Origin of the sequence: Bacillus sp. FSL M7-0558 (assembly GCF_038003245.1) — a bacterium.
Lineage (GTDB): Bacteria > Bacillota > Bacilli > Bacillales > Bacillaceae > Bacillus > Bacillus pumilus.
Map to the genome: position 1 here is coordinate 2,768,246 of NZ_JBBOOU010000001.1, position 24,923 is coordinate 2,793,168.

27 protein-coding genes, 1 tRNA gene, 2 rRNA genes and 1 riboswitch are annotated in these 24,923 nt (G+C 42.9%); of the genes, 7 read left to right on the plus strand and 23 right to left on the minus strand.

Going from position 1 to position 24,923, the window contains the following annotated elements; translation table 11 throughout:
* Positions 1-12: 12 nt before the first annotated feature.
* Both MHB79_RS14080 and MHB79_RS14085 read right to left on the minus strand, forming a co-directional pair.
* Positions 13-2,943 (minus strand): 23S ribosomal RNA (locus tag MHB79_RS14080).
* 182 nt (positions 2,944-3,125) lie between these two features.
* Positions 3,126-4,674, minus strand: a 16S ribosomal RNA gene (locus MHB79_RS14085).
* Together the 16S and 23S rRNA genes form the textbook arrangement of a ribosomal RNA operon.
* Before the next feature lie 437 nt (positions 4,675-5,111).
* Positions 5,112-5,213: riboswitch (TPP riboswitch) on the plus strand.
* Positions 5,214-5,311: 98 nt separating this feature from the next.
* Here MHB79_RS14085 and thiT point away from each other — a divergent pair.
* Positions 5,312-5,887 (plus strand): energy-coupled thiamine transporter ThiT, encoded by a 576-nt coding sequence (thiT, locus tag MHB79_RS14090; RefSeq protein WP_050943983.1) that lies wholly within the window; start codon positions 5,312-5,314, stop codon positions 5,885-5,887.
* Positions 5,888-6,127: 240 nt separating this feature from the next.
* Here thiT and MHB79_RS14095 read toward each other — a convergent pair whose 3' ends face one another.
* A complete protein-coding gene (locus MHB79_RS14095) occupies positions 6,128-6,682 on the minus strand; it encodes a GNAT family N-acetyltransferase (RefSeq protein WP_003212763.1) in 555 nt (184 codons plus the stop codon).
* A 169-nt stretch (positions 6,683-6,851) separates the two neighbouring features.
* Here MHB79_RS14095 and MHB79_RS14100 point away from each other — a divergent pair, with 169 nt between their 5' ends.
* The 3 genes from MHB79_RS14100 to ftsW are packed head-to-tail and all read left to right on the plus strand — an operon-like array spanning position 6,852 to position 9,795.
* The gene (locus tag MHB79_RS14100) at positions 6,852-7,487 is read left to right on the plus strand and encodes a DUF1232 domain-containing protein (protein WP_340990008.1); all 636 of its coding nucleotides are present in this window, start codon (positions 6,852-6,854) and stop codon (positions 7,485-7,487) included.
* A gap of 14 nt (positions 7,488-7,501) precedes the next feature.
* The gene (rodA, locus tag MHB79_RS14105; RefSeq protein ID WP_050943986.1) at positions 7,502-8,656 is read left to right on the plus strand and encodes a rod shape-determining protein RodA; all 1,155 of its coding nucleotides are present in this window, start codon (positions 7,502-7,504) and stop codon (positions 8,654-8,656) included.
* Between the two features lie 2 nt (positions 8,657-8,658).
* Positions 8,659-9,795, plus strand: coding sequence for a putative lipid II flippase FtsW (ftsW, locus tag MHB79_RS14110; RefSeq protein WP_408732773.1), 1,137 nt, complete (start codon positions 8,659-8,661; stop codon positions 9,793-9,795).
* 152 nt (positions 9,796-9,947) lie between these two features.
* Here the strand turns inward: ftsW and MHB79_RS14115 are convergent, their stop codons facing one another.
* Together MHB79_RS14115 and MHB79_RS14120 are read right to left on the minus strand one after the other, a co-directional pair.
* The gene (locus tag MHB79_RS14115; RefSeq protein WP_003213366.1) at positions 9,948-11,495 is read right to left on the minus strand and encodes a flotillin family protein; all 1,548 of its coding nucleotides are present in this window, start codon (positions 11,493-11,495) and stop codon (positions 9,948-9,950) included.
* Positions 11,496-11,506: 11 nt separating this feature from the next.
* On the minus strand, positions 11,507-12,037 hold the full coding sequence (locus MHB79_RS14120; RefSeq protein WP_034620073.1) for a hypothetical protein: 531 nt from the start codon (positions 12,035-12,037) through the stop codon (positions 11,507-11,509).
* 204 nt (positions 12,038-12,241) lie between these two features.
* Here MHB79_RS14120 and MHB79_RS14125 point away from each other — a divergent pair, with 204 nt between their 5' ends.
* Positions 12,242-12,721, plus strand: a complete 480-nt coding sequence (locus MHB79_RS14125; protein ID WP_212045464.1) for a DinB family protein — start codon at positions 12,242-12,244, stop codon at positions 12,719-12,721.
* Between the two features lie 40 nt (positions 12,722-12,761).
* Here the strand turns inward: MHB79_RS14125 and MHB79_RS14130 are convergent, their stop codons facing one another.
* Together MHB79_RS14130 and betB are read right to left on the minus strand one after the other, a co-directional pair.
* Positions 12,762-13,970, minus strand: a complete 1,209-nt coding sequence (locus tag MHB79_RS14130; protein WP_003213555.1) for an iron-containing alcohol dehydrogenase — start codon at positions 13,968-13,970, stop codon at positions 12,762-12,764.
* A gap of 27 nt (positions 13,971-13,997) precedes the next feature.
* Positions 13,998-15,467 carry a betaine-aldehyde dehydrogenase gene (gene betB / locus MHB79_RS14135; protein WP_137054496.1) on the minus strand — a complete coding sequence of 490 codons (1,470 nt, stop codon included), beginning with the start codon at positions 15,465-15,467 and terminating at the stop codon, positions 13,998-14,000.
* A gap of 207 nt (positions 15,468-15,674) precedes the next feature.
* On the opposite strand from betB, the gene cudC reads away from it, so the two are divergent.
* A complete protein-coding gene (cudC, locus tag MHB79_RS14140) occupies positions 15,675-16,232 on the plus strand; it encodes a choline uptake/conversion transcriptional regulator CudC (protein WP_253622296.1) in 558 nt (185 codons plus the stop codon).
* Between the two features lie 72 nt (positions 16,233-16,304).
* Positions 16,305-16,377 (plus strand) — tRNA-Ala (locus MHB79_RS14145).
* 53 nt (positions 16,378-16,430) lie between these two features.
* Here the strand turns inward: MHB79_RS14145 and MHB79_RS14150 are convergent.
* From MHB79_RS14150 to MHB79_RS14225, 16 genes are all read right to left on the minus strand, one after another.
* A complete protein-coding gene (locus tag MHB79_RS14150) occupies positions 16,431-16,619 on the minus strand; it encodes a hypothetical protein (RefSeq protein ID WP_106029225.1) in 189 nt (62 codons plus the stop codon).
* A 114-nt stretch (positions 16,620-16,733) separates the two neighbouring features.
* Positions 16,734-17,537, minus strand: coding sequence for a peptidoglycan recognition protein family protein (locus MHB79_RS14155; RefSeq protein WP_106032268.1), 804 nt, complete (start codon positions 17,535-17,537; stop codon positions 16,734-16,736).
* A 19-nt stretch (positions 17,538-17,556) separates the two neighbouring features.
* On the minus strand, positions 17,557-17,820 hold the full coding sequence (locus MHB79_RS14160; protein ID WP_003212734.1) for a phage holin: 264 nt from the start codon (positions 17,818-17,820) through the stop codon (positions 17,557-17,559).
* An 11-nt stretch (positions 17,821-17,831) separates the two neighbouring features.
* Positions 17,832-18,044: a BhlA/UviB family holin-like peptide gene (locus tag MHB79_RS14165; RefSeq protein WP_008344062.1), complete on the minus strand. Its 213-nt coding sequence runs from the start codon at positions 18,042-18,044 to the stop codon at positions 17,832-17,834.
* Between the two features lie 56 nt (positions 18,045-18,100).
* Positions 18,101-18,247, minus strand: a complete 147-nt coding sequence (locus tag MHB79_RS14170; RefSeq protein WP_081311384.1) for an XkdX family protein — start codon at positions 18,245-18,247, stop codon at positions 18,101-18,103.
* Positions 18,248-18,595 carry a hypothetical protein gene (locus MHB79_RS14175; RefSeq protein ID WP_340990013.1) on the minus strand — a complete coding sequence of 116 codons (348 nt, stop codon included), beginning with the start codon at positions 18,593-18,595 and terminating at the stop codon, positions 18,248-18,250.
* Between the two features lie 2 nt (positions 18,596-18,597).
* Positions 18,598-19,002 (minus strand): hypothetical protein, encoded by a 405-nt coding sequence (locus MHB79_RS14180; protein WP_340990015.1) that lies wholly within the window; start codon positions 19,000-19,002, stop codon positions 18,598-18,600.
* Between the two features lie 342 nt (positions 19,003-19,344).
* Entirely contained in the window at positions 19,345-20,010 is a 666-nt protein-coding gene (locus MHB79_RS14185) for a hypothetical protein (RefSeq protein WP_340990017.1), read from the minus strand.
* A gap of 89 nt (positions 20,011-20,099) precedes the next feature.
* Complete coding sequence (locus tag MHB79_RS14190; RefSeq protein WP_170965974.1) at positions 20,100-20,243, minus strand: XkdX family protein; 144 nt, start codon at positions 20,241-20,243, stop codon at positions 20,100-20,102.
* Positions 20,240-20,560, minus strand: coding sequence for a hypothetical protein (locus tag MHB79_RS14195; RefSeq protein ID WP_044140756.1), 321 nt, complete (start codon positions 20,558-20,560; stop codon positions 20,240-20,242). The genes MHB79_RS14190 and MHB79_RS14195 overlap by 4 nt, the downstream gene beginning before the upstream one ends.
* 13 nt (positions 20,561-20,573) lie before the next feature.
* Positions 20,574-21,959 carry a hypothetical protein gene (locus MHB79_RS14200; protein ID WP_050943998.1) on the minus strand — a complete coding sequence of 462 codons (1,386 nt, stop codon included), beginning with the start codon at positions 21,957-21,959 and terminating at the stop codon, positions 20,574-20,576.
* Positions 21,960-21,988: 29 nt separating this feature from the next.
* Positions 21,989-23,119: a pyocin knob domain-containing protein gene (locus MHB79_RS14205; protein WP_339205967.1), complete on the minus strand. Its 1,131-nt coding sequence runs from the start codon at positions 23,117-23,119 to the stop codon at positions 21,989-21,991.
* 7 nt (positions 23,120-23,126) lie between these two features.
* Positions 23,127-23,300: a hypothetical protein gene (locus MHB79_RS14210; RefSeq protein ID WP_003212881.1), complete on the minus strand. Its 174-nt coding sequence runs from the start codon at positions 23,298-23,300 to the stop codon at positions 23,127-23,129.
* Positions 23,297-23,626: an XkdW family protein gene (locus MHB79_RS14215; RefSeq protein ID WP_003213655.1), complete on the minus strand. Its 330-nt coding sequence runs from the start codon at positions 23,624-23,626 to the stop codon at positions 23,297-23,299. Before MHB79_RS14215 ends, MHB79_RS14210 begins: the two co-directional genes overlap by 4 nt.
* 9 nt (positions 23,627-23,635) lie before the next feature.
* Complete coding sequence (locus MHB79_RS14220; RefSeq protein WP_050944001.1) at positions 23,636-24,514, minus strand: hypothetical protein; 879 nt, start codon at positions 24,512-24,514, stop codon at positions 23,636-23,638.
* A 14-nt stretch (positions 24,515-24,528) separates the two neighbouring features.
* Complete coding sequence (locus tag MHB79_RS14225; RefSeq protein ID WP_340990019.1) at positions 24,529-24,912, minus strand: phage tail-collar fiber domain-containing protein; 384 nt, start codon at positions 24,910-24,912, stop codon at positions 24,529-24,531.
* Between the last annotated feature and the right edge of the window lie 11 nt (positions 24,913-24,923).

Below are 24,923 nucleotides of genomic sequence, written 5' to 3' on the forward strand. Positions count from 1 at the left end.
CACATTAGAATATAGGTTAAGTCCTCGATCTATTAGTATCTGTCAGCTCCACGTGTCACCACGCTTCCACCTCAGACCTATCAACCTGATCATCTTTCAGGGATCTTACTTCCTTGCGGAATGGGAAATCTCATCTTGAGGGGGGCTTCATGCTTAGATGCTTTCAGCACTTATCCCGTCCGCACATAGCTACCCAGCGATGCCCTTGGCAGAACAACTGGTACACCAGCGGTGCGTCCATCCCGGTCCTCTCGTACTAAGGACAGCTCCTCTCAAATTTCCTGCGCCCGCGACGGATAGGGACCGAACTGTCTCACGACGTTCTGAACCCAGCTCGCGTACCGCTTTAATGGGCGAACAGCCCAACCCTTGGGACCGACTACAGCCCCAGGATGCGATGAGCCGACATCGAGGTGCCAAACCTCCCCGTCGATGTGGACTCTTGGGGGAGATAAGCCTGTTATCCCCGGGGTAGCTTTTATCCGTTGAGCGATGGCCCTTCCATGCGGAACCACCGGATCACTAAGCCCGACTTTCGTCCCTGCTCGACTTGTAGGTCTCGCAGTCAAGCTCCCTTGTGCCTTTACACTCTGCGAATGATTTCCAACCATTCTGAGGGAACCTTTGGGCGCCTCCGTTACATTTTAGGAGGCGACCGCCCCAGTCAAACTGCCCACCTGACACTGTCTCCCTGCCCGATAAGGGCAGCGGGTTAGAAGGTCAATACAGCCAGGGTAGTATCCCACCGATGCCTCCACCGAAGCTAGCGCTCCGGTTTCCAAGGCTCCTACCTATCCTGTACAAGCTGTACCAACATTCAATATCAGGCTGCAGTAAAGCTCCACGGGGTCTTTCCGTCCTGTCGCGGGTAACCTGCATCTTCACAGGTACTATAATTTCACCGAGTCTCTCGTTGAGACAGTGCCCAGATCGTTGCGCCTTTCGTGCGGGTCGGAACTTACCCGACAAGGAATTTCGCTACCTTAGGACCGTTATAGTTACGGCCGCCGTTTACTGGGGCTTCAATTCGCACCTTCGCTTACGCTAAGCGCTCCTCTTAACCTTCCAGCACCGGGCAGGCGTCAGCCCCTATACTTCGCCTTACGGCTTCGCAGAGACCTGTGTTTTTGCTAAACAGTCGCCTGGGCCTATTCACTGCGGCTTCTCGGGGCTTTAACACCCTAAGAAGCACCCCTTCTCCCGAAGTTACGGGGTCATTTTGCCGAGTTCCTTAACGAGAGTTCTCTCGATCACCTTAGGATTCTCTCCTCGCCTACCTGTGTCGGTTTGCGGTACGGGCACCTCTCACCTCGCTAGAGGCTTTTCTTGGCAGTGTGGAATCAGGAACTTCGCTACTAAATTTCGCTCGCCATCACAGCTCAGCCTTCACGGGAAACGGATTTGCCTATTTCCCAGCCTAACTGCTTGGACGCGGATATCCAATACCGCGCTTACCCTATCCTCCTGCGTCCCCCCATTGCTCAAATGGTGAGGAGGTGGTACAGGAATATCAACCTGTTGTCCATCGCCTACGCCTTTCGGCCTCGGCTTAGGTCCCGACTAACCCTGAGCGGACGAGCCTTCCTCAGGAAACCTTAGGCATTCGGTGGACGGGATTCTCACCCGTCTTTCGCTACTCATACCGGCATTCTCACTTCTAAGCGCTCCACCAGTCCTTCCGGTCTGACTTCACAGCACTTAGAACGCTCTCCTACCACTGTTCGTAAGAACAGTCCGCAGCTTCGGTGATACGTTTAGCCCCGGTACATTTTCGGCGCAGAGTCACTCGACCAGTGAGCTATTACGCACTCTTTAAATGGTGGCTGCTTCTAAGCCAACATCCTGGTTGTCTAAGCAACTCCACATCCTTTTCCACTTAACGTATACTTTGGGACCTTAGCTGGCGGTCTGGGCTGTTTCCCTTTCGACTACGGATCTTATCACTCGCAGTCTGACTCCCAAGGATAAGTCATCGGCATTCGGAGTTTGACTGAATTCGGTAACCCGGTAGGGGCCCCTAGTCCAATCAGTGCTCTACCTCCGAGACTCTTACCTTGAGGCTAGCCCTAAAGCTATTTCGGAGAGAACCAGCTATCTCCAGGTTCGATTGGCATTTCACCCCTACCCACACCTCATCCCCGCACTTTTCAACGTGCGTGGGTTCGGGCCTCCATTCAGTGTTACCTGAACTTCACCCTGGACATGGGTAGATCACCTGGTTTCGGGTCTACGACCACGTACTCATGCGCCCTATTCAGACTCGCTTTCGCTGCGGCTCCGCATCTTCTGCTTAACCTTGCACGGGATCGTAACTCGCCGGTTCATTCTACAAAAGGCACGCCATCACCCTTTAACGGGCTCTGACTACTTGTAGGCACACGGTTTCAGGATCTATTTCACTCCCCTTCCGGGGTGCTTTTCACCTTTCCCTCACGGTACTGGTTCACTATCGGTCACTAGGGAGTATTTAGCCTTGGGAGATGGTCCTCCCGGATTCCGACGGAATTTCACGTGTTCCGCCGTACTCAGGATCCACTCTGGAGAGAACAACATTTCAGTTACAGGGCTGTTACCTTCTTTGGCGGGCCTTTCCAGACCTCTTCGCTTATATCGTTCCTTTGTAACTCCGTATAGAGTGTCCTACAACCCCAAGAGGCAAGCCTCTTGGTTTGGGCTGTTCCCGTTTCGCTCGCCGCTACTCAGGGAATCGCATTTGCTTTCTCTTCCTCCGGGTACTTAGATGTTTCAGTTCCCCGGGTATGCCTTCTCATACTCTATGTATTCAAGTATGGATACTACTCCATTACGAGCAGTGGGTTTCCCCATTCGGAAATCTCCGGATCAAAGCTTGCTTACAGCTCCCCGAAGCATATCGGTGTTCGTCCCGTCCTTCATCGGCTCCTAGTGCCAAGGCATCCACCGTGCGCCCTTTCTAACTTAACCATTTCTTACTTTAGAAAGAATCACTATGTGTGATGAACTTTGCATTGCATTCAATGTGAATGTATTACTTATTGTTATCTAGTTTTCAAAGAACAATCCTGTCTCGCTAGAGACATGTCTTGAAGGAATGATCCTTCAAAACTAAACAAGACGAAAACGCACGCTGCTCCATATATCCTTAGAAAGGAGGTGATCCAGCCGCACCTTCCGATACGGCTACCTTGTTACGACTTCACCCCAATCATCTGCCCCACCTTCGGCGGCTGGCTCCATAAAGGTTACCTCACCGACTTCGGGTGTTGCAAACTCTCGTGGTGTGACGGGCGGTGTGTACAAGGCCCGGGAACGTATTCACCGCGGCATGCTGATCCGCGATTACTAGCGATTCCAGCTTCACGCAGTCGAGTTGCAGACTGCGATCCGAACTGAGAACAGATTTATGGGATTGGCTAAACCTTGCGGTCTCGCAGCCCTTTGTTCTGTCCATTGTAGCACGTGTGTAGCCCAGGTCATAAGGGGCATGATGATTTGACGTCATCCCCACCTTCCTCCGGTTTGTCACCGGCAGTCACCTTAGAGTGCCCAACTAAATGCTGGCAACTAAGATCAAGGGTTGCGCTCGTTGCGGGACTTAACCCAACATCTCACGACACGAGCTGACGACAACCATGCACCACCTGTCACTCTGTCCCCGAAGGGAAAGCCCTATCTCTAGGGTTGTCAGAGGATGTCAAGACCTGGTAAGGTTCTTCGCGTTGCTTCGAATTAAACCACATGCTCCACCGCTTGTGCGGGCCCCCGTCAATTCCTTTGAGTTTCAGTCTTGCGACCGTACTCCCCAGGCGGAGTGCTTAATGCGTTAGCTGCAGCACTAAGGGGCGGAAACCCCCTAACACTTAGCACTCATCGTTTACGGCGTGGACTACCAGGGTATCTAATCCTGTTCGCTCCCCACGCTTTCGCTCCTCAGCGTCAGTTACAGACCAGAGAGTCGCCTTCGCCACTGGTGTTCCTCCACATCTCTACGCATTTCACCGCTACACGTGGAATTCCACTCTCCTCTTCTGCACTCAAGTTTCCCAGTTTCCAATGACCCTCCCCGGTTGAGCCGGGGGCTTTCACATCAGACTTAAGAAACCGCCTGCGAGCCCTTTACGCCCAATAATTCCGGACAACGCTTGCCACCTACGTATTACCGCGGCTGCTGGCACGTAGTTAGCCGTGGCTTTCTGGTTAGGTACCGTCAAGGTGCGAGCAGTTACTCTCGCACTTGTTCTTCCCTAACAACAGAGCTTTACGATCCGAAAACCTTCATCACTCACGCGGCGTTGCTCCGTCAGACTTTCGTCCATTGCGGAAGATTCCCTACTGCTGCCTCCCGTAGGAGTCTGGGCCGTGTCTCAGTCCCAGTGTGGCCGATCACCCTCTCAGGTCGGCTACGCATCGTCGCCTTGGTGAGCCATTACCCCACCAACTAGCTAATGCGCCGCGGGTCCATCTGTAAGTGACAGCCGAAACCGTCTTTCATCCTTGAACCATGCGGTTCAAGGAACTATCCGGTATTAGCTCCGGTTTCCCGGAGTTATCCCAGTCTTACAGGCAGGTTACCCACGTGTTACTCACCCGTCCGCCGCTAACATCCGGGAGCAAGCTCCCTTCTGTCCGCTCGACTTGCATGTATTAGGCACGCCGCCAGCGTTCGTCCTGAGCCAGGATCAAACTCTCCGAGGTATGCAGGATGCATATCACACATGCGTTGCTACACGATGTAGCGAACTTAGCATGTGATCATTTCCTGCCTCGTCAGCGTTTGACTGACTACCTATGATGTTTCATAGGATTTTTTTATAAAAACTCGAATTAACAGGTACGTTTTGTCTTGTTTAGTTTTCAAAGATCATCTTCGTCGTCTCTCAGAGGCGACTTTATTAATATAACATTCTATCAAGATAAAGTCAATAACTTTTTTCTTTATGTTATTTAATAACCGCGCTGTTTTAGCGGCGAATACAAATATAACACCTTTTGAGAGAGGAAACAAGTATTTTTTCTAAATAATTTATTTTTTCTTATCTCTTCCTATATAACCATACAAAAATTGATTGTCACAGGAATTCTCTATTGTTGATCCTGAAGGTCTTTAGTATATTTATAATAGAAGAAAACTAAATAACCGCAGGGGGAGCTTTGTGCTGAGAGTGAACACTCGTTGTTCTGACCCTTTGAACCTGTCAGTTAATACTGAAGTAGGAATGTGGATTCAATTGAATACATGTGGTGTATTCAACTCGATATGTTTTTCTATGAATAACATACTCATCCTTACACGGTCTCTCCTTGCTCAATTCATGAAAAGGGAGATTTTTTTATGCAGCAATCAAATCAATTGGTACGACTGATGGAAATCGCAATTATGACTTCACTTGCACTAGTATTAGATTACTTATCAGGTCTCTTTTTAAGAATGCCGAACGGCGGATCTCTTGCGCTGATTATGATACCCGTCATTCTTATGTCTATTAGATGGGGAATATCAACCGGGTTTATCATTGGTGTGCTTATTGCAGGCCTTCAGCTGATGAATGGCCCTATTATCGCTACACCAGTTCAAGGATTTCTCGATTATTTCGTCGCATCTGTTGTCATTTCCCTAAGCGGCCTCTTTTCTGGATTGATTAAAAAAGCCATTCAGGACCAAAAGCGAAAGCAGCAATTCTTCTATATTATCCTATCCGTATTTGTTGCAAGTTTCTTCAGACTGTTGACGTTCTTTATCTCTGGTGTTGTTTTCTTTTCTCATTATGCACCAAAAGGAACTCCAGGTTGGGTTTACTCTTTAATTTATAACAGCACATATATGGTTCCTTCATTTATTATTTGCAGTATCGTTCTTTGCATACTCATACCAAGTGCATCTCGTTTGGTTTTTCCTCACAAAAAATAACTGGCTGATTTCAGCTGGTTATTTTTTTATGCATAAATTGCCGCTCTATGGAATCTATTAATAGTAGAAGATTTCATGTTGGAGGTACGCCAATGAACCCTTACTCCATTATGCTGTGCTGTTATATTCTCAGTCTTGCTTATTTTTTGGCAGGTTTCTATGAAGCTTTAAAGATAGCAGGAATAAAAGGAAAAGTAGAAGCTTCTCCTCTTATCTCTTATATGCTTTTAGCTATGCTTTTCACTTTTTTCTCTCATTATTATTGGAAGCTGACGATTTAATTCGGTGTAGATGGTCATTTAATACAGGCAGCTCCCACCCATACCCTATTTCATCATGCTTCTCGCCAGCCAGCTCGAACTGGCTGGTAACGACAAAATGAGGTTGAAGCTTTTGATAAAAATGCTTTGCCGAATTTTGTTCAAATACCCACAGCATGATATTCTGATACCCTTTCTCTATTAAATAGCTCACTCCTTCTGTAATTAAAGCGATACCTGCTCCTGATTTCTGTTTCTCTTGCAATAAATAGATCGCATAAAGTTCTCCATCATATGTTGGATAGCGCTCATCACGTTGTTTTCCAAAAGAAGCAAAACCAAATACCCCCTCGTCATCTTCTGCGACAAACGTCCCTTCAAGTGACCTTCTTCTCCAGCTCTCTTCTCGATCTTCTATATTTAAACCATCCAAATAATCCTGATTAATAATGCCTTGATAAGTCGTCTGCCAGCTCTTCACATGTATTTCGGCAATTTTAGGAATATCTTTTTGTACAGCATGTCTCACCTTCATCCGCGCCACTCCTTCTCACTGTTTTCATCCTATCTTTATTATGATAAATTCCTATTTCCTAAAATTCAATCAATAAAGGATATTCGTTGACATTTTGTCAACACACCTTTATATTGGGTACGACTTCTTCTATAGAAGAGTTGATACATCATACAAAGGATGGCGTAAAATGGATTCTAAAACAACTGAGCTTGGGTCTCTCTTAAAGGAAAGATTGCAACAACGTTCTTTATCTTTAAGAGAGCTCAGCACATACACAGAAATTGATAAAGCGACACTGTCTCGAATCATAAATGGAAAAAGAAACCCAACTTTGAATCACCTGCAGCGGCTTTCAGATTCTCTGAACCTATCATTAGATCAACTATTAGCTGCTGCAGGGTTTCCAATCAAAAACGAAAAGGTACATAGTGATACGTTCATACAAACGGTCGTAGAGATCGAAAAAACACTGAAAGATGAGAAGGTCTACGACGGTACATTTAGTCAGACCAAATTGAAACAAAAGCTAAACGAATATGAGACCTATAGCCAAACAAACGAGGGAAAAGAAACGATCTCAGCAAAGTTTGAGAAAAAGATGGAGGCGGTAAACGGCGCCGGGCCATTCCTTCAGCATTTGAAAGACATGTACAGCTTATTTATGACCGGACGAGGTACTTCTCGAGAATTAATGATGATGGGGAGCGCACTCCTTTATTTCATTATGCCTGTTGACTTAATACCAGATTTTATTTTTCCGATCGGCTATATTGATGATGCTGCGGCTGTGAAAATCGTCATAGACCAGCTGACAAATAGGTAACAGGACAAGAAGCTATGAAAAAACAGTACAACATTGACTTCGTACTTTTACTCACTGTGATTTGTTTATTTGTCATCAGCCTAATAGCTGTATATAGCGGATCAGGACAGTATGAATCGCAGGATATGTTTTATTTCGTCAAAAGACAAATTTTCTGGTATATCGTAGGTTTCGGTCTTATGGCTGCTGCTGCATACTTTGATTATGAACTTCTTGAGCGTTTATCTTTTCGGTTATTTACAGGTGGTATTTTTCTCATTATTCTTGTGCACTTTTTCGGAACGAGTCAAAATGGATCCCAAAGATGGATCAGCTTCGGTTCAATCAAAATTCAGCCATCAGAGTTCATGAAAATTTTTGTGATCCTGCTGCTAGCGGCTGTCTTGAACCAATACAAGCATCAGCGATTTTCGTTTAAAGAAAGCATCATTCCTACAAGTAAAGTCGTTTGCTGGACCGTTGTCCCTTTTTTCCTCATCTTAATTCAGCCTGATTTAGGGACAGCGCTCGTGATATTATCTATCGCCTTTACACTGATGCTCGTGTCAGGAATTTCCAGCAAGATGATGACCGCATTAATGGCTTCTTTTCTTGCACTTCTTTCATTTTTGGTCTACTTACACAACGAACACTTTGAGCATTTCACAAAAATCATTAAGCCACATCAGCTTGATCGCATTTATGGCTGGCTCTCCCCCGATGAATTTGATTCAACATACGGGTATCAGCTGAAACAATCGATGCTCGGTATTGGATCAGGTCAATTATCAGGAAGCGGTTTTACAAAGGGGCATCAAGTACAAGGCGGTAATATCCCCGAAGCGCATACGGATTTTATCTTTGCCGTCATTGGTGAGGAGTTTGGTTTTATCGGCGCCTCCCTTTTGATGTGTTTGTACTTAATGATGATTTACCGAATCATTCATGTGGCTATGCATGCTAATACGCTTTATGGTTTGTACATATGTGCAGGAGTCGTTGGGCTGATCGTGTTTCAAGTTTTCCAAAACGTAGGGATGACAATCGGTTTAATGCCTGTAACGGGACTCGCGCTTCCTTTTATCAGCTATGGAGGCAGTGCGCTACTCACTAACATGATCGCCATTGGTCTCGTGTTTAGTGTCAATATCAGGTCATCATCCTATATGTTTGGAGACAACTGGAATTGAGGATGGTGGCATTTCTTCTATCTCATCTCAAAAGAGTCGACCTCGTTCTTGTTGGAACAATTGTGTTCCTCTGCTTATTTGGTTTACTGATGGTGTACAGTGCAAGTTATCCTTTAGGAGAAGTGAAGTATGAGAAGGGCAGCTATTTCTTTATCAAACAATGGCAATGGCTCCTGATTGGGGGATTCTTTTTTTTCATTGCTGCTCTTTTCCCTTATCAGATTTATCGTAAATGGATGAAATGGCTTGTCATGCTGTCATTGCTATGTCTCATCCTAGTCCTGATTCCTGGAATTGGTGTTGTCAAAAACAATTCACAGCGGTGGATTCAGCTGGGCTCTCTTATGCTCCAACCTTCTGAAGCTGTGAAACTAGTGATGGTGATCTATTTTGCCTATGTGTACGCGAATAAACAGGCGTACATTACATCTTTTAAAAAAGGCGTACTGCCGCCACTCATCCTTTTAAGTCTTGTTTTTTTATTAATCTTAAAGCAGCCTGATTTAGGCACAGCTGTGTCTATTTTATTAAGCTGTGGCATCATTTTATTATGCGCTGGGTTGAAAACGCGCCATCTCATTTTGCTAGGATCGACTGCCGTAGCATGTATCACTTTTTTTGCAGTGACTGCTCCTTACCGTTTGAAGCGGCTGACTTCTTTTCGTGATCCTTTTCAGTATGAAGATGGGGATGGCTATCAGCTGATTCATTCGTATCTCGCAATGAATTCCGGCGGGCTGATAGGGAATGGCTTAGGCGGGAGTATTCAAAAGCTAGGCTTTCTTCCCGAAGCGCATACGGATTTTATTATGGCCATTATCAGTGAAGAGCTGGGCATTATGGGGATTTTGATTGTGATAGGTGCATATCTATTCATCATGTATCGCGCAATGCGAATTGTGCAGGCTTTACATGACCCTTTTGGAAAACTGTTAACGATTGGGCTTACGTTTCAAATCATGCTCCAAGCAGTCTTTAATTTAGGCGCTGTCTTTGGTCTTCTTCCGATCACAGGCATTCCGCTTCCTTTCATTAGTTATGGTGGCTCCTCCCTAGTGTTCATGATGATATCTGCTGGTATTCTCGTAAATCTTTCTTCATATGTAAAAAGGAATCCATATCGGGCACATGCCAAATAGACACCTTCTGATGGAAGGTGTCTCAGCGTGTAGACAAACCCTCGCATTCGTTGTCAGGTCTGCGCGCTGGTGCTCACGAATGTTCAATTCGCTCCGCGCCAGTGCTCGACCCTTCCTAGACTTCAAAGGTTTTCTATCACGCTGAATTGATTTTATTCTTCTATTTGAGTATCAGCGATCTCTTTTTTTCTTGGCTGTTTGATTTCATTCGTTAGTTCCTGAATGCTTTGCTTCACATTGCCTTTGCCGGAAAAGTTCTCAATAATTTCTTTGACATCAATTCCAGAGGATGCTTTCAGACTTTCTTGCAGACTAGACATGAGGTTTGTAGCATAGCCAGTGACTTTATTGGCACCGCTGCCTTCTCCGTTACCTCCCGTATCCACAACCGTAATTTTATCAATGTTAGAAAGTGGTGCAGATACTTGCTTCGCATATTCAGGAAGCATTTTCACAATCATATCAAGGATCGCTGCCTGACCATACTGTTCGAATGCTTCAGCGATTTTCTCTTTCGCTTCGGCTTCCGCAAGTCCTTTCAGTCTAATGACTTCGGCTTCCGTTTCCCCTTTTGCACGATCAGCTTCCGCTTTAGCAAGCCCGTCAATTCGGACTTTCTCAGCTTCTGCTTTTGCCATTGCTTCAATGCTGTATTTCTTGGCATCTGCTTCTGCGAGGCGTTTCGCTTTTTCCGCTGCAGCTGACTGCTCAACCGCATAACGGTCCGCATCTGCTTTCTTTTTCACTTCAGAATCGTATTGACGCTCACGACGCTGGATCTCTTTTTCTTCTAATTCAATTTGCTTCTGACGTTCAATGATTTTTACTTGCATTTCTTGTTCAGTTACGTGCTGACGATTACGAGCTGTTTCAAGATCGTACGCTTGGTCGGCACTTGCTTTTGCTGTATCTTGTTCACGTCTGAATTCTGCTCTTTTCAGTTCATTGATCTTTTCTGCTTCAGCGATTTCAGTGGCACGCTCAAGCTCAGATTTCTTCGCATCTTTATCTGCTTCTGCACGTTTGATACGTGTTTCTTTATCTGCTTCTGCTGTTGCGATATCTGCATCGCGTTTCACTTGGGCAATTCTAGGTTTACCTAGTGATTCTAAATAGCCATTTTTATCACGGACATCTTTGATGGTAAACGATACAATGACAAGACCCATTTTCGCTAGATCTTGAGAAGCGACACGCTGTACTTCTTGAGAAAATTTCTCTCTGTTTTTATAAATCTCTTCAACTGTCATTGACCCTAAAATGGAGCGAAGGTGTCCTTCTAGTACTTCTCTCGCTTCGTTTTCGCGGTCTTCTTTTGTTTTACCTAAAAATTGCTCTGCAGCAGTAGCAATTTCTTCAATCGATCCGCCGATTTTAATGATGGCTGTTCCGTCCGCCATGACTGGTACACCTTGTTCAGTATAGACTTCAGGTGTTGAAACATCTAGCTTGCTAGATAGTAAGCTGAGCGGCTCTGCTTGTTGAAAAACAGGGAGTACAAAGGTACCTCCGCCTCTTACAATCTTAATCTTGTTTCCACCTTCATCCACGTGGACATTTTTACTTCCGAGGTAACTTCCTGTGACGATTAACGCTTCATCTGGACCTGCAGTCCGGTATTTCGAAACAAATACACCAATAAGTGCAATCAGAATCACAAGCACAATTCCAATGATTATCAAAATGGTTGTTCCTGGCATAGCATTCCCTCCTAGATTTCTTCATTTGGTATAACTGATAAGACGCCTTTGTTCACTTCGACGACCAGTACCCGAGTTCCATATGGAATCTCCTCTTCGTCGAAGCTGACGGCAGGCTTTGAGATTTTCCCGCTATTACTAATTAACAGCACTTCTCCAAACCCGTCTTTTGGAACAGATACAATGATCTCTCCAGTTCTTCCTTTTAAGTCGGCCTCCGTATATGAGAGAGATTCTTCAGCAGAGGAAAGCGGGACTAAGACAAATACATTCAAACAGGTCACAAGAACCACTGCGAGGATGGCAGATAAGACTGCGCCAAGTCCACTTCCTACAATTGCTGTTTTTTCAGAGATAAACCCTCCAGCCGAGAAAAAGGTAAGAAATGCGAGGATTAATGTTGGTTGAAGGAATGGAACAGGAATCGCTTCAAACAATCCATCAAATACATCGCCGAAAAAGACGAAAACAAGTGTCAGGATTCCTGATATCATCAATATGTATAAATACAGCGTCTGAAGTGGCAGCCCGAACACATCCATCTTCCTCACCCTTTCTTCATGAAATGAACAGCCTTTGTTTCATTTAGACCATGCTCACCTCCAATGTATTCCTTCTAACAGGTAATACGAACCACTTTTGTAAAGGTTTCAAATTTCCTCACAATTCTTCACAGGAATTCACCGATAGCTCAAGAATGATTGTCATGTACCAGTATGTTAAAATTTGATCTTGAGGTGATGAAAATGAGTTTATTACATGATGCAAGACAAGAATTGTGGCAAGAGCTACAAGGTTTGAACGAAGAGCAATTGAATCAAAAATTATCTGATGATACTTGGAGTATTCAAGAGGTGACAGATCATTTAAAGAAGATGGACCTCGTGGCAGCAAAACATCTAGCTGCTGAGGGAAAAAAAGCACCGATCAAAGAATATGAGCCAAAGCCGGTGGAAATGGCAGAGGATCGTTCTAGAAAAGCGACTGCGCCTAGTATTGTTGAGCCTGAGCGCAAGCATGTGACACCTACACATTTAAAAGATGAGCTCGATACAGCCCGTGAGCAGCTCAATCAAATTCTATCAACGTTTACTGAGGATGATTTCAAACGCGTCATTGCACACCCTGTGTTTGAAGAGTTATCGCTTAAGCAATATCTTGATTTTATCGGCGCACACGAAAAACGCCATATCCATCAAATCAAAGAAATTAAAGAACAGCTATAAGACATAAAAAAGACTCCCTTTTGGGAGCCTTTTTTCATTGTTACACTGTTTTAGGTGTTAGATCAAAACAGCGAGCATAAATCCAGTTGTACGCTTTTTCGTTTAGATCTCTTGGGTTTCCAATTGTTTGCGGATCTTTCATTGCTTCTTTAGATAAACGGTCAATCATATCTTTTGATACACCTTGTTCTTCTAATGAAGGAACTTCTAGGTCTTCCACTAAATCATACATCCAGTTCACTGCTGCTTTTGCGGCTTCCTCTGTTGACATTCGGCTAATATCAATTCCAAATGCTTGCGCAATACGAGCAAATTTTTCGGGATACCCTTTCCAGTTATACTCCATCACCGGTCCCATCATTGCTGCGACACACTGACCATGCGCTACAGGAATAATGCCTCCGAGTGTTTGACTCATCGCATGTGCAGCTCCAGCTGATTCGCTTCCATAAGAAAGCCCGGCAAGCATTGCAGCTTGTGCCATTCCATACCTGGCTTCTAAGTCCTCACCATCGGCAAAGGCACGGCGAATATAATGAGCTGCATATTCAATGGCCATGAGCGCGACCGCATCTGTAATAGGCTGAGCAAATTTCATTGTATAGCATTCAATGGCGTGTGCAAGTGCATCAATTCCAGTCATTGCCGTCACATGAGGCGGCATGGATACATGTAGCTTTGGATCAATGACTGTGAGGTGAGCTGCAATGAGCGGGCCACCTGTGTTGAATTTGAATTCTCTTTCTTCATCTGTAATCACTGCCCACTGCGTGACTTCTGAACCTGTACCAGCTGTTGTCGGAATAGTGGTTAAAGGCGGGATTCTGTTTTCAAGCGGTTTTTTCCCCTCTGCCGCTTCGTAATCAAGGACTGAGCCTTCATGCGTCGCTTCTACACCGATCGCCTTCGCTGTATCCATTGAGCTTCCGCCGCCTACTGCGACTAATCCATTACAGCCTTCTTTTTCATATAACGCAGAGCCTTCATTCACTAAACGGACTGGCGGGTTTGGCTCTACTTTATCAAATAGCACCACATCGATTTGTGCTTCTTTTAATGAAGCAATCACTGGATCTACCACGCCCGCCAGGTAAATACCTGGGTCTGTTACAAGTAATACCTTTGAGACACCGTATGCTTTTACTTCTTCCCCAACATGTTTCACTGCACCGATGCCATGTTTGATGACAGTCGGAATTTCAAATGTATGGAATTTCTGCATGCTTTCAATTTTCATATTTAATGTCATATAGAATCTCCTCCAAATGTGTGATTTTTATTGAAACCAACGAATCGCTTCAGGTTTTGTATTACGATATACATGCTTCAGTTCCGTATATTCCTCAAGACCGGTGCGTCCTAATTCACGTCCTAGACCTGATTGCTTATATCCACCCCAAGGTGCTTGAGCGAAATAAGGATGGAAGTCATTGATCCAAACTGTGCCTAATCTTAATTGACGAGCGACTCTTTCGGCCTTGCTGATATCAGTAGACCACACGGCTCCTGCTAATCCATAAATCGTATCGTTTGCCAGCCCAATCACTTCTTCCTCTGTACGGAAGGATTCAACTGTCAATACTGGGCCAAAGACTTCTTCCTGGACAATCCGCATCTCTGACGTGCAGCCTGAGAAAATCGTTGGCAAGTAGAAGAACCCATTTGAAAGCTCCTCTGCGTCAGGTCTTTTTCCGCCTGTTTCTAATTTGGCGCCTTCATCTAACCCAATGCTGACGTATTTTTCTACTTTTTCTCGATGCTCAGCTGAGATGAGCGGTCCGCTCTGGGTTTCTTCATCAAAGCCGTTGCCTAGCTTGATTTTTTTCGTGCGCTTCACCAGTTCTTCTAAAAATTCAGCATGAATGGATTCTTCCACTAGCAAACGTGAACCTGCTGAACACACTTGCCCCGCATGGAAAAACACAGCATTCATTGCCTGGTCAACCGCTACGTCTAAATCAGCATCTTGAAACACAATATTCGGATTTTTCCCGCCGAGCTCAAGGGCGATTTTCTTCACATTCCCACTGGCTCCCTGCATGATTTTCTTACCTGTTTCAATACCGCCTGTAAATGAAATCAAATCGACTTGATCATTTACAGCAAGCTCATCACCAACCGTTGCACCTGGCCCAAGGACTAGGTTCGCAACCCCTGCTGGAATGCCTGCTTCTTCCATGAGTTTAAATACTTTGATCGTGGTAAGTGGTGTGATTTCACTTGGCTTTAATACGATTGTATTCCCCGCCGCTAGAGCAGGAGCGATTTTCCAGCTTGCTTGAAGCAATGGATAGTTCCATGGAGTAATTTGCCCGCATACACCGACAGGCTCTCTGACCAATTCGCTTTTAGAGTTCGGAATTGGCGATGCAATGATTTCCCCGCCATCTTTGTCGGCAAGACCGGCGTAATATTGGAACACGTTCGCAATATCGTCCATGTCTGCTTTGCTTTCCTCTACTGTTTTACCAGTATCAAGCGATTCTAATTTGGCTAGTTCATCAAGATCACGTCTAATCAATTCAGCAATCTTAAACACCATATTTCCTCTTTCAAGTCCAGGCAAGTTTGCCCAGTCACCTTGATCGAAGGCTTTTCTCGCTGCTTTAATGGCGAGCTGCGCGTCATTTCTTGATCCTTCACTGACTGTCGCGATCACTTCTTGATTAAATGGATTAATGATATCCCGCGTGTCGCCACTTTTGGCGCCAACCCATTGTCCATCTATAAATAGTGTTTGACTCATAGAAGGAACCTCCTCTGATTCTCTTTGGTAAGTTTGTTAAATAAAAATTTAACGTTTTGAACATAATTAACGTATCATGTTCAAATTTTTCTGTCAAAGGGAGATATGCTTCATTTTCTTTTGACATTTTGCATTCTTTCGTTAACATATAGTCCATAAAGATTTTTTTGAACGTATTGAATTCTCTTAATAGAAAGCAGGGACAAGATGAAAAAGCAGGAACAGCTGCAAGCAGAAGAGCGTATTTTAGCTGCTAAAGATCTAGTCATTGATTCCATAGCTGAAACGATGGATCTCTATGGAATTACACGAAGTGCTGGTATTCTTTATGGGACCATGTATTTAAATGAGGAAATGACGCTGGATGAAATGCGTGAAGAGCTACAAATGAGCAAGCCAAGTATGAGTACGGGTGTGAAAAAACTGCAAGACATGAATATTGTCAAAAAGACCTTTCACCGAGGACGAAGAAAACATAGCTTTGTTGCTGAAAAAGACTTTTTTAAGTTTTTCATGAACTTCTTTCCACAAAAGTGGGAACGAGAGGTCGAGGTCAATTTAGCGGCGATAGAAGAAGCGCAAGTCCGGCTTCAAGAGGTGGCTCGTGATGATCAGCTGGAGGAACATATAAGAGAGGAGGCGCAGCAGCTCATAGAGCAGCTTGAAAGCTCAAAAGCCTACTATGACTGGCTGAGACGCTTAGCAGACTCTGTTCATTCAGGGGAAATCTTTGACTATATCCCGATTGAACTGAAAGATAAATAGACGATGTGTGTGCGTTTTAAAGCTTGAATTTTACAGGAGGATTGATTATAATAAATTATGTCGTAACACATCGGGGCATTAGCTCAGCTGGGAGAGCGCTACGCTGGCAGCGTAGAGGTCAGCGGTTCGATCCCGCTATGCTCCATACGAAAAACCATTCTTGAGAAATCAAGGATGGTTTTTTTATGTATTTATTTCTTACAGCTCTGTTTGTTCTTTGTTTTTTCTTGAGCCTAATATCTTTATGATGCGGTACGCGATCACAGAGACATAAGCCGTGATGAGAATGATTGTGTAAGACACAGGATAATCACTCGTCATTCCGTGATAAAAGAAATAGATGAGCAGCACTGACAGCATGATGACTTGGAACAGTTCCTTTTTCATTTTACTCTCCCCTCATGATAGTGATTCGGTCGATTATATCACAAATGATGTCATTTTTTGCTAGCTATCAGCAAGGGAAATTCCATTCACCTGCTGATAGCCCTTTATGAATGATTACTTTTTTAGCAATTGTTCCATTTTGTTCTTCGTCTTCGGACCGTAAATCCCGTCTGCCGCTAGACCATTCATGAGCTGGAACCGCTTGACCGCATTCGCTGTTTTTGGTCCATAATAGCCATCAACTCCGTTGTTTTTTGCCCCTTTGTCCGGGTAGAAATAGAGTGAGGATAAGGCTTTTTGCACGGCTATGACTTGTGATCCTTTTGTTAAGGGCTTGGTTATTTTTAAGATGCCAGATGGCAGATTTGACGATTTCTGTTTGGTAACTGGTGCTTTGTGACTCAAGCTCTCTGTTCGAACTGGCTTTCTTGTGCTTTTGCTGCCGGTACGAGCTGTGGCTATTCCAGCTTTAAATTGATCCCACCGTCCGAGCAATTTCCTTGGACATTCTTTCCCGCTCCAATGTTTATGAGGCACTACATTTGATAAAGGAATTCCCAAATCGCCCATTAGCTTTCGAATGAGCCATTGGGCATTTTCGACTGCTTGTTCAAAGTTGCCGTCTGTATTTTCGCAAATTTCAATTCCGATTGATTTCATATTGCCATTGCCTCTGCCGTCTCCTGCATGCCAGCCGTTCTCGTTTAACGGTAAATGCTGATAAATCACCTGATCGTCGACAGTGTAATGCCAGCTGACTCCGGTACTTGAACGGGCAACAAACGCAGCGTGACTCCCCGCATTTGCACCTTTTGCCGTGTTAGAGGTATTATGCACCGTAATATAGAGCGGCTTCATCGTATTTCCTGGTCTGTTGCGGTTGTGTTTTGGAATGTAGGCTTGAATGATATTGACCATATTGTTTCTCCTTCAACGATTATTTTGTTAGCCCTCTTTGTTTCAGGGTATCTTTTTGTAATTGACCTTTGTAGGTCACATAATTGTTTTTAAACCAAGCGATAATGGCTGTCACCATCGTAAAAATGGTGGAACCTGCTACATATAGTGCCTCACCAGCGGTTTGTACTTGCTCCTCACTAATCGGTAGCACCGTCTGTCCAAACATGACAAGTGTTTGATTGATGAGCGCAATAAAAAGAAGCACTGTGCGAATCACAGTGCCTTTGTCGAATGTTTTCATGATTTCTCCTCCTATTTTAAATTCCGTTCAATTTTGTCGAGTTTGTCGATCACAACATCATACTTCTCACTAAACTTTGCTAACACATCATTTTGCGCCTCGATTTGTTCATTGAGCTTGTTTTCTCTTTCCTTTGTTGTGTTTAATACATAAAACAGCACCCAACAGAACAACACCGCAAACGGCCCTTGTGTCATTAAATATTGTGTCAAATCCATTTCCACTACACTCACCTACTCCCTCACTTTGCACACCCTGAAAGAAGGCAAAATAAAAACGCCTATTCAGCGTTAGTTGGATATTCTTCGTTTGTTATTTCTTTGTATTGTTTCGGCGTAATCTTCTCGAAACGAACAAATTTTGCTACGTCCTCATTTTCATAACATTTCCATTGATAGAACAATGAAATACTACGGAACCAATCCAATTAAATTACCTCCTTTTCCGTCAGCAGCATGATAAGTTCTGATATATTTTTCGATTGATTTTCTGCTCTCTTTTCTGACTCTGCCAGTTGCTGAAGCAGATCAGCATTTTGCTGTTTTAATAAATCAATAGCTGATGGCGGCAGCGGCTTTGCCTGCAAACTATCGATGTATTCTTGTGTTGCCGACTCATACCATGCCCTTTTCTCTTCATTGTATTTACCTTTGTACAAACCATCTTGAGGTCTTACATCTGTATATCCTTTTGGGATGTCTTCGTGCTCTTCAATTTCTATTTCTTCTCCTGGAAGGTAATTGAATTTTTCATCGTATTTATATATCCATTTCACTTTCATCCCTCCTGAGCCGCCATGAATTTAAAGCCGAACGTGATAAATTCATTTGGGTTTGTTGAATTGGAGACGCTTTGTATATACACATTACCTTTAGTATCAATATGTGTTCTGTGTGTTTGTGGTGTTGAACCAGTGCCGATACTAGATGCTACCCCTATAAAATGCATATCCTGTATAGGACGATAACCACTAGGCAATGTAAAAACAGGTACTGCAAAACCGATAGTACCCCCTGTAATAGAACCAATTAACTCTACCTCTCCAAATGGATTCTTATAAAATTGCACTTTTTGAGTGCCATATTGTTTCCATCCGTTTATTATTGTTGTCGGAAACTTCCATTCTATTTGCTCTGCACTGGTTAACAAACGTTCCCATTTTGACCACACGCCATTCGCCATTGTCTTACGCCACGTTCGGTTTAAGTTGTCAAAGCCTATTGCCTGCCCATACGTACCTGTGCTATTACAAGTCCAAATCCCTCTTAACGCAGTACCAGGTCCATTGGTCGGTGCATTTGCAGATACAAAATGAACTAAACCTTGATACTTTTGTAATACTTCATGGAAATCGTCTGCATTACTAATGTAAAACTTACCTTGCCCATTGATATCAGTAATAGGAAATGCTTGAATTACTTTTAAATCTGTCGTTGTGAGCTGCCTTTCCCATTCAGTCCATGTAAAATCAGTCTTCCTAATTCTATAAAAAGAATTAAGACCGTTGACTGCATCATATATAGTTTATAATAGGGTATTCCCATAACTTATCACTATCATAAATGCCCGTCTGATCTCTTTTGGACCATTAAGACCGGCATTATAAATGAGGTACATTCCTGTTTCTGTCATTTCGTTATAGTCGGTGGTCTCACTTACCCCTTTATAAATAGGCTTACCATTGTTTTGGGTTAATTTATACAGCTGTCCATTGTTCCATTTATCTTTTTCAGCTGCTGTCGGAAGCTGTGTCCAATTGATAGATATATGGCTAGCATTATAGTGGAAGTAATATGCATTACCTGATGTATCTATCGCAAAACCTGTTCCAATATTATTTTGTCCCACCGTCTGCATCCCTCGCATTGCAAATTGTGAAGGGCTATCCTCTATTCCACTGGGCGCATAAAATGTACAAGTCCCTTTGTCTTTAATTGAGTCAAAGATTTTTGAGTTGACAGGAATATTTAAAAGATGGACTCCATTGTCACCTGTAATTTTATACAGCTGCGACTCATTCCATTTCTTTTTTTCTACTTCTGAAGAGTGTTGTCTCGAATCATCAATATGATTCGTCAATTGTTCTGATATACCAGTGTCGTTATGAAGCAATGTTTTCAGCATATCGTTGAATAGATCAGCATGAGCTTTATCACTCGTTTCAAAAGAACGAGGAATTTTTAGATCCAATGTATTCTCACCTTTCTACCATTGCATAAGTTGTTTCAATGAGATTAAGATAGAATCCAGCTAAAGAGAACAGCAAAAAAATAAAGCCATTAGGCTTCGTATTTTTCTCCTGTTATGTCTTGATAGTCATCTGCCGAGATCCAGCCAATGCTTACATAAAATGCAATGTCCTCTGGTCCGTAACATTGCCAGTCCCAGAATTGTTTGATATCTGCTACAGTTGGAAACATCATTCTGAATTTCCCCCTTTCTGCATAGCCAATAACTGCGTTAATTGTTTTGATAACAAAGCATTTTGTTTCTTTAAAAGTTCTATATCACTTGGCGGGAGAGGGGCTGGCTTTAGGCTATCTATATACTCCTGTGTCGCTGATTCATACCAGTGTTGTTTTTCCACATCAAATGCAGCTTTATAAAAAGAAGGATGATTGGGTGGTGCAATTGTTGTGCATTGATCTGGAATGACATAATTGCCTTCATCATCTCTTTCGAACACTTCGATAGGTCTGACCAATTCATTTTGATGATTGTATTCATAAGCTAGTATCATTTTTATCACTTCCTTAATTTAATGGGACGACCGTGTCTAAATAGTAGCCAGTTACGGCACTTTCATTCGCTGCCAGTAAACCAGTTAGCTTTAGCTCTCCTGTCTTATATATAAGTAATTTACTATGACCCGTTGTACCTGATACAGGCACTGACACTACAAGACCTTTCTCTGATAAACCCGCGGCTGGAATCCATCCACAGATGATTTCTCTATTTGCTTTTAGGTGGCCTCTTAGCAATAATAAATTTCCCCATTTTACATATTCAACTGGTCTATCCCCTATAGATGAACTTTTGTCTAAGGTCACACTCTGCCACGTGACATTTTCAAACTCAGTATTTGTCATTAGCTGTTTCCAGCCTCTGAACCCCCCATCTGTATGAGTCGTTCCGTACCAATGACTATTATCATAGCTTCGACTCACATGAAATGTTTTGCGGTTATTTCCCGTTTCTATAATATCTACATTAAACCAAGAAGCATCGGTCGTTGATGGCATATTCACTGCGTTCGTTCCAGAGACATAATAAAAGCCAGATGGCAGCGTTAATATATCTGTACCAGTAGGGATAAGCATTCTATTTCCATTCGCCTTCAATAACGGATGCTCGTTCAACCTCTTCCATCCGCTCCATTCTTGCTGAGTACCCGAAACATCTGTCGTGGAACGATTGATGTACACATCACCTGTATTATTTGCCCCAATAATCCAGCCATAGGTATTTTCACTAAAGACTGATAAGGCTCTCATAGAACTTCTTGTCGGCAAATCAGGATGTGCTTCGTGGATATACCAAGAATGCACGCCTGGTAATTTGATGAGTTTATCCAAAATACTAGGATCGTTTGCATTAATTCTTTCGTATGCTCTTCCATCGTCAGCGGTAATTTTAGATAGTTGTCCTGCGTCCCATTTGTTTTTTTCATTTTGACTAGGTATTTGCAGCCAATTGATCGCAAGGTCATTCACATGATAGGAAAAACAAAATGCATTGCCTGATGTGTCAATCGCCATTCCTACACCAATATTATTTTGACCAACAAGCTGAAAGCCTCTTAATGCAGCATTACCTATAGCAGGAGAATCAACTACCCCAGAACCGCCTGGAGCATAAAATGAGCAGGCACCTAACGATTTTATCCCGTTATAAATACTGCTGCCAGATGGGATATTGATCAACTGGGATCCGTTATCATTCGTCATTTTATATAGCTGAGATTGATTCCATTTCTGCTTTTCTGTTTTAGATGCATGAGATGTTACATCATTTTCGTGTTGATTGATATGATTTAATAGTTCAGCATCATTTTCAATAATAACCTTTACCATGTCATTAAACAGATCTGCATGGGCTTTATCACTTGTTTTGAAAGTACGTGGTGTCTTTATCTCCATGTGATTCTCCTTTCACATTGTTTATGGAATTATCTTGTACTGAACTTAAAACCAAATGTAATAAACTCAGTTGGATTAGCATTATTTGAAGATGATTGCACACATACATTCCCATTCTTATCTATTAAGGTTCGATGGAATTGAGGTACTCCAGGTGTCCCTATACTCGAAGCGATACCTACAAAATGGATCGCCTGCTGTGGCCGATATCCTTCAGGCAAAATAAACACAGGGTTATTTCCTAAAATCCCACCTTTTATAGCACCTACCATCTCAACTTCCCCCAAGAGATTCTTTCGATATTTCACTGGCAAATTAATAGGGTCATATTCCTTCCAATTGCCATTAATCTCTTTAGGTGTTTCCCATGAACCTTCTAATAGATCTGATAGCGTGATTTGCTTCTCCCATGGTGTCCATGATTGTGCTTTGTGTCTAAGAACTCTAAAGTATGTGTTCTTCCCATAAACAGATTCATATGCTATTTGTACTAATGTACTGCCATAACTCATGACCAACAAAAACACTCGATCATGGGAAGGCGATGGACCATTCACTCCAGTATTATATATAAGATACATCCCTGTCTCCGTAAGGGTATTGTAGTCTGTTTCACTAGCAAATCCATGATAAAAGGGCTTTCCATCATCTTGTGTGATTTTTACTAATTGACCGTTATCCCATCTTTTTCTATCGCTTTCTGTAGGCAGCTTTGTCCATTTAATCGACGTATGTCCGGCTTCGTAATAGAAAAAATAAGCATTACCTGAACTATCCATCGCAAAACCAGAGCCAATATTTTCTTGACCTACTGTCTGCAGCCCTCTAATTGACATATTCGATGAGGCCGGAGAATCCTCCACACCAGCAGCTGCATAAAAAGTACATGTTCCTTTATCTTTTATCGCATCAAATATTCTGCCATCAGCAGATACATTAATCAGCTGTCTTCCACTATCTGCTGTGATCTTATAGTTCTGTGAATTATTCCATTTCTTCTTTTCTGTTTCAGATGCATGTACTCTCGCATCATTTGTATGTTTTAAGAACTGCTCTATTAATCCATGATCATTTTCAAGAAGTACTTTGACCATGTCATTAAACAAATCAGCATGTGCTTTATCATTTACTTCAAAAGGTTTTGGTTGTTTTATTTCCATTCAGTTTTCACTCCCTTGCTTTGATGCTTGGTTCCATTTCTTGTAGCTGCTCTAGAGTGAGCATCCTTTGCTCATATCCTGTTTTTAAATCTTCCATTGAACAATCGCCTAGTTCCACCGCTTGCTTGACCAATTCAGGAGTCACCCATTTAAAATACAACGCCATCACCCAATAATTCATGATTCACGCTCTCCTTTATATAAAAGGATCTCATTTTTTAGCGCTTTTATTTCGTTTGTTAGATGATCACATTGATGTTCAAGCTGTTTTCTCATGAGCTTTTCTTTGGCTACTTCTTGTGCTAGATAATCTAGCGGAAGAGGCGGTTGATACCTTGGATTGATTTGAGATTCGTCCCACCATTCTTTCAATTCTTTTGCCGTTGGCTTTGGCACATCTAGATGCCACTCGTTAATGTAAGAACCGTCTCCATCATTTCTAAGTTCAAAGTCCTTTTGCGGATCCGCATCGGGGTATTTATACTTAATGGCTTCATATAAAATCATAGAATCCTCCTATCCTCTCAGGAAATTTCTGCCGCCTACTTCTGTAATATCAAAATAGTTGTACCAGCCTGAATTTTCAGATACATAACGACTAACATCTCCGTCATATCCTGCATACATGTAAATTTCTAAATAATCCCCTTTATTAGCCGGTACATTCGCAGCACCATAAAGTCCCATACTAAAGCTCAACGTATCAGATGGGCTGGTCGGGCTCTGTCTTTGATGTGCAATATTTTTATACCTTTTTCCATTTAAATAGATCGATAATTCAAAGTTTGCGTATCGTTGAAAGGTTTCAATATAAACACCTGCATTCACTGAATACATTCCGTTTTCAGGGCAGATGAAGCGATTATTTTTGATATCAAAATTGTTATGACTGTCTTTTATCTTTCGATTAAAAAGGATTTTTTGATACTCACCTTTGGTTAATAACTGTTTTCCAGTTGTACCTATATTGGCATGACAGAATCCAGAGAGCTTATGCCAGTCGGTCCAACCAGATCCAGTCCACCAATGACGGCACCACGTACCTGTGCTATCAAAATAACTGCCCGCTTCGTTTCCAGTCCCATAGTAATATTGAACAAATCGAAAGTTACTATATTTTTCATTTTTCACAAAGCCAAATCTCGTAGGATATCCGGTATCATTCGCTTGTCCAATATCCATGAACGTAATGCCATTAGGATATTCCTCACCGCTGACTGATGCATCTTGAATGGCTTGATCGCCTGTTAGTTTAAATAAGCTTTCATTTGTGATTCCTTCTATTTGTAGCCTGAGCGCATTGTCATTCTCTACTAGAGTGTCGACCATCCGGTTAAATAAGCTGGCATGTGCTTTGTCAGAGGTTTCAAACGGTAAAGGTGATTTGATGTCCATTTCATTCCCCTCCATTAATAAATATCATCAATCTCAAAAACAAATTCGATGTCGCCGTCTTTTTGTTTGTCTGTCATAGTGCGGATGGCGGTGAATTTGCCGGCTTCGTCGACAAGTGCTAGTTCGTTGATGACTTCTCCTGCAAGTTCTCCTTCGGCAATCGTGCAGATGTAGCGGATTTTTGCTGGTTCCATGAAGGTAAATGAATCAATCTCTTTTTGGACGAGTTCTTTTTTGAGTTTTTGTTCAGTGCCGTCTAGTGAGATCGGTTTCCCATCCTTCGTCCCACCATTTCCAAATGCCATTTTGACGACTTTTGTGAGTTTTGTTCCTTCGGCTCTTGCCTTTGCCATTTGTTGACGTGCATATAATGTTGTTACGGTTAATTGATCAGCCATTGTGATCCTCC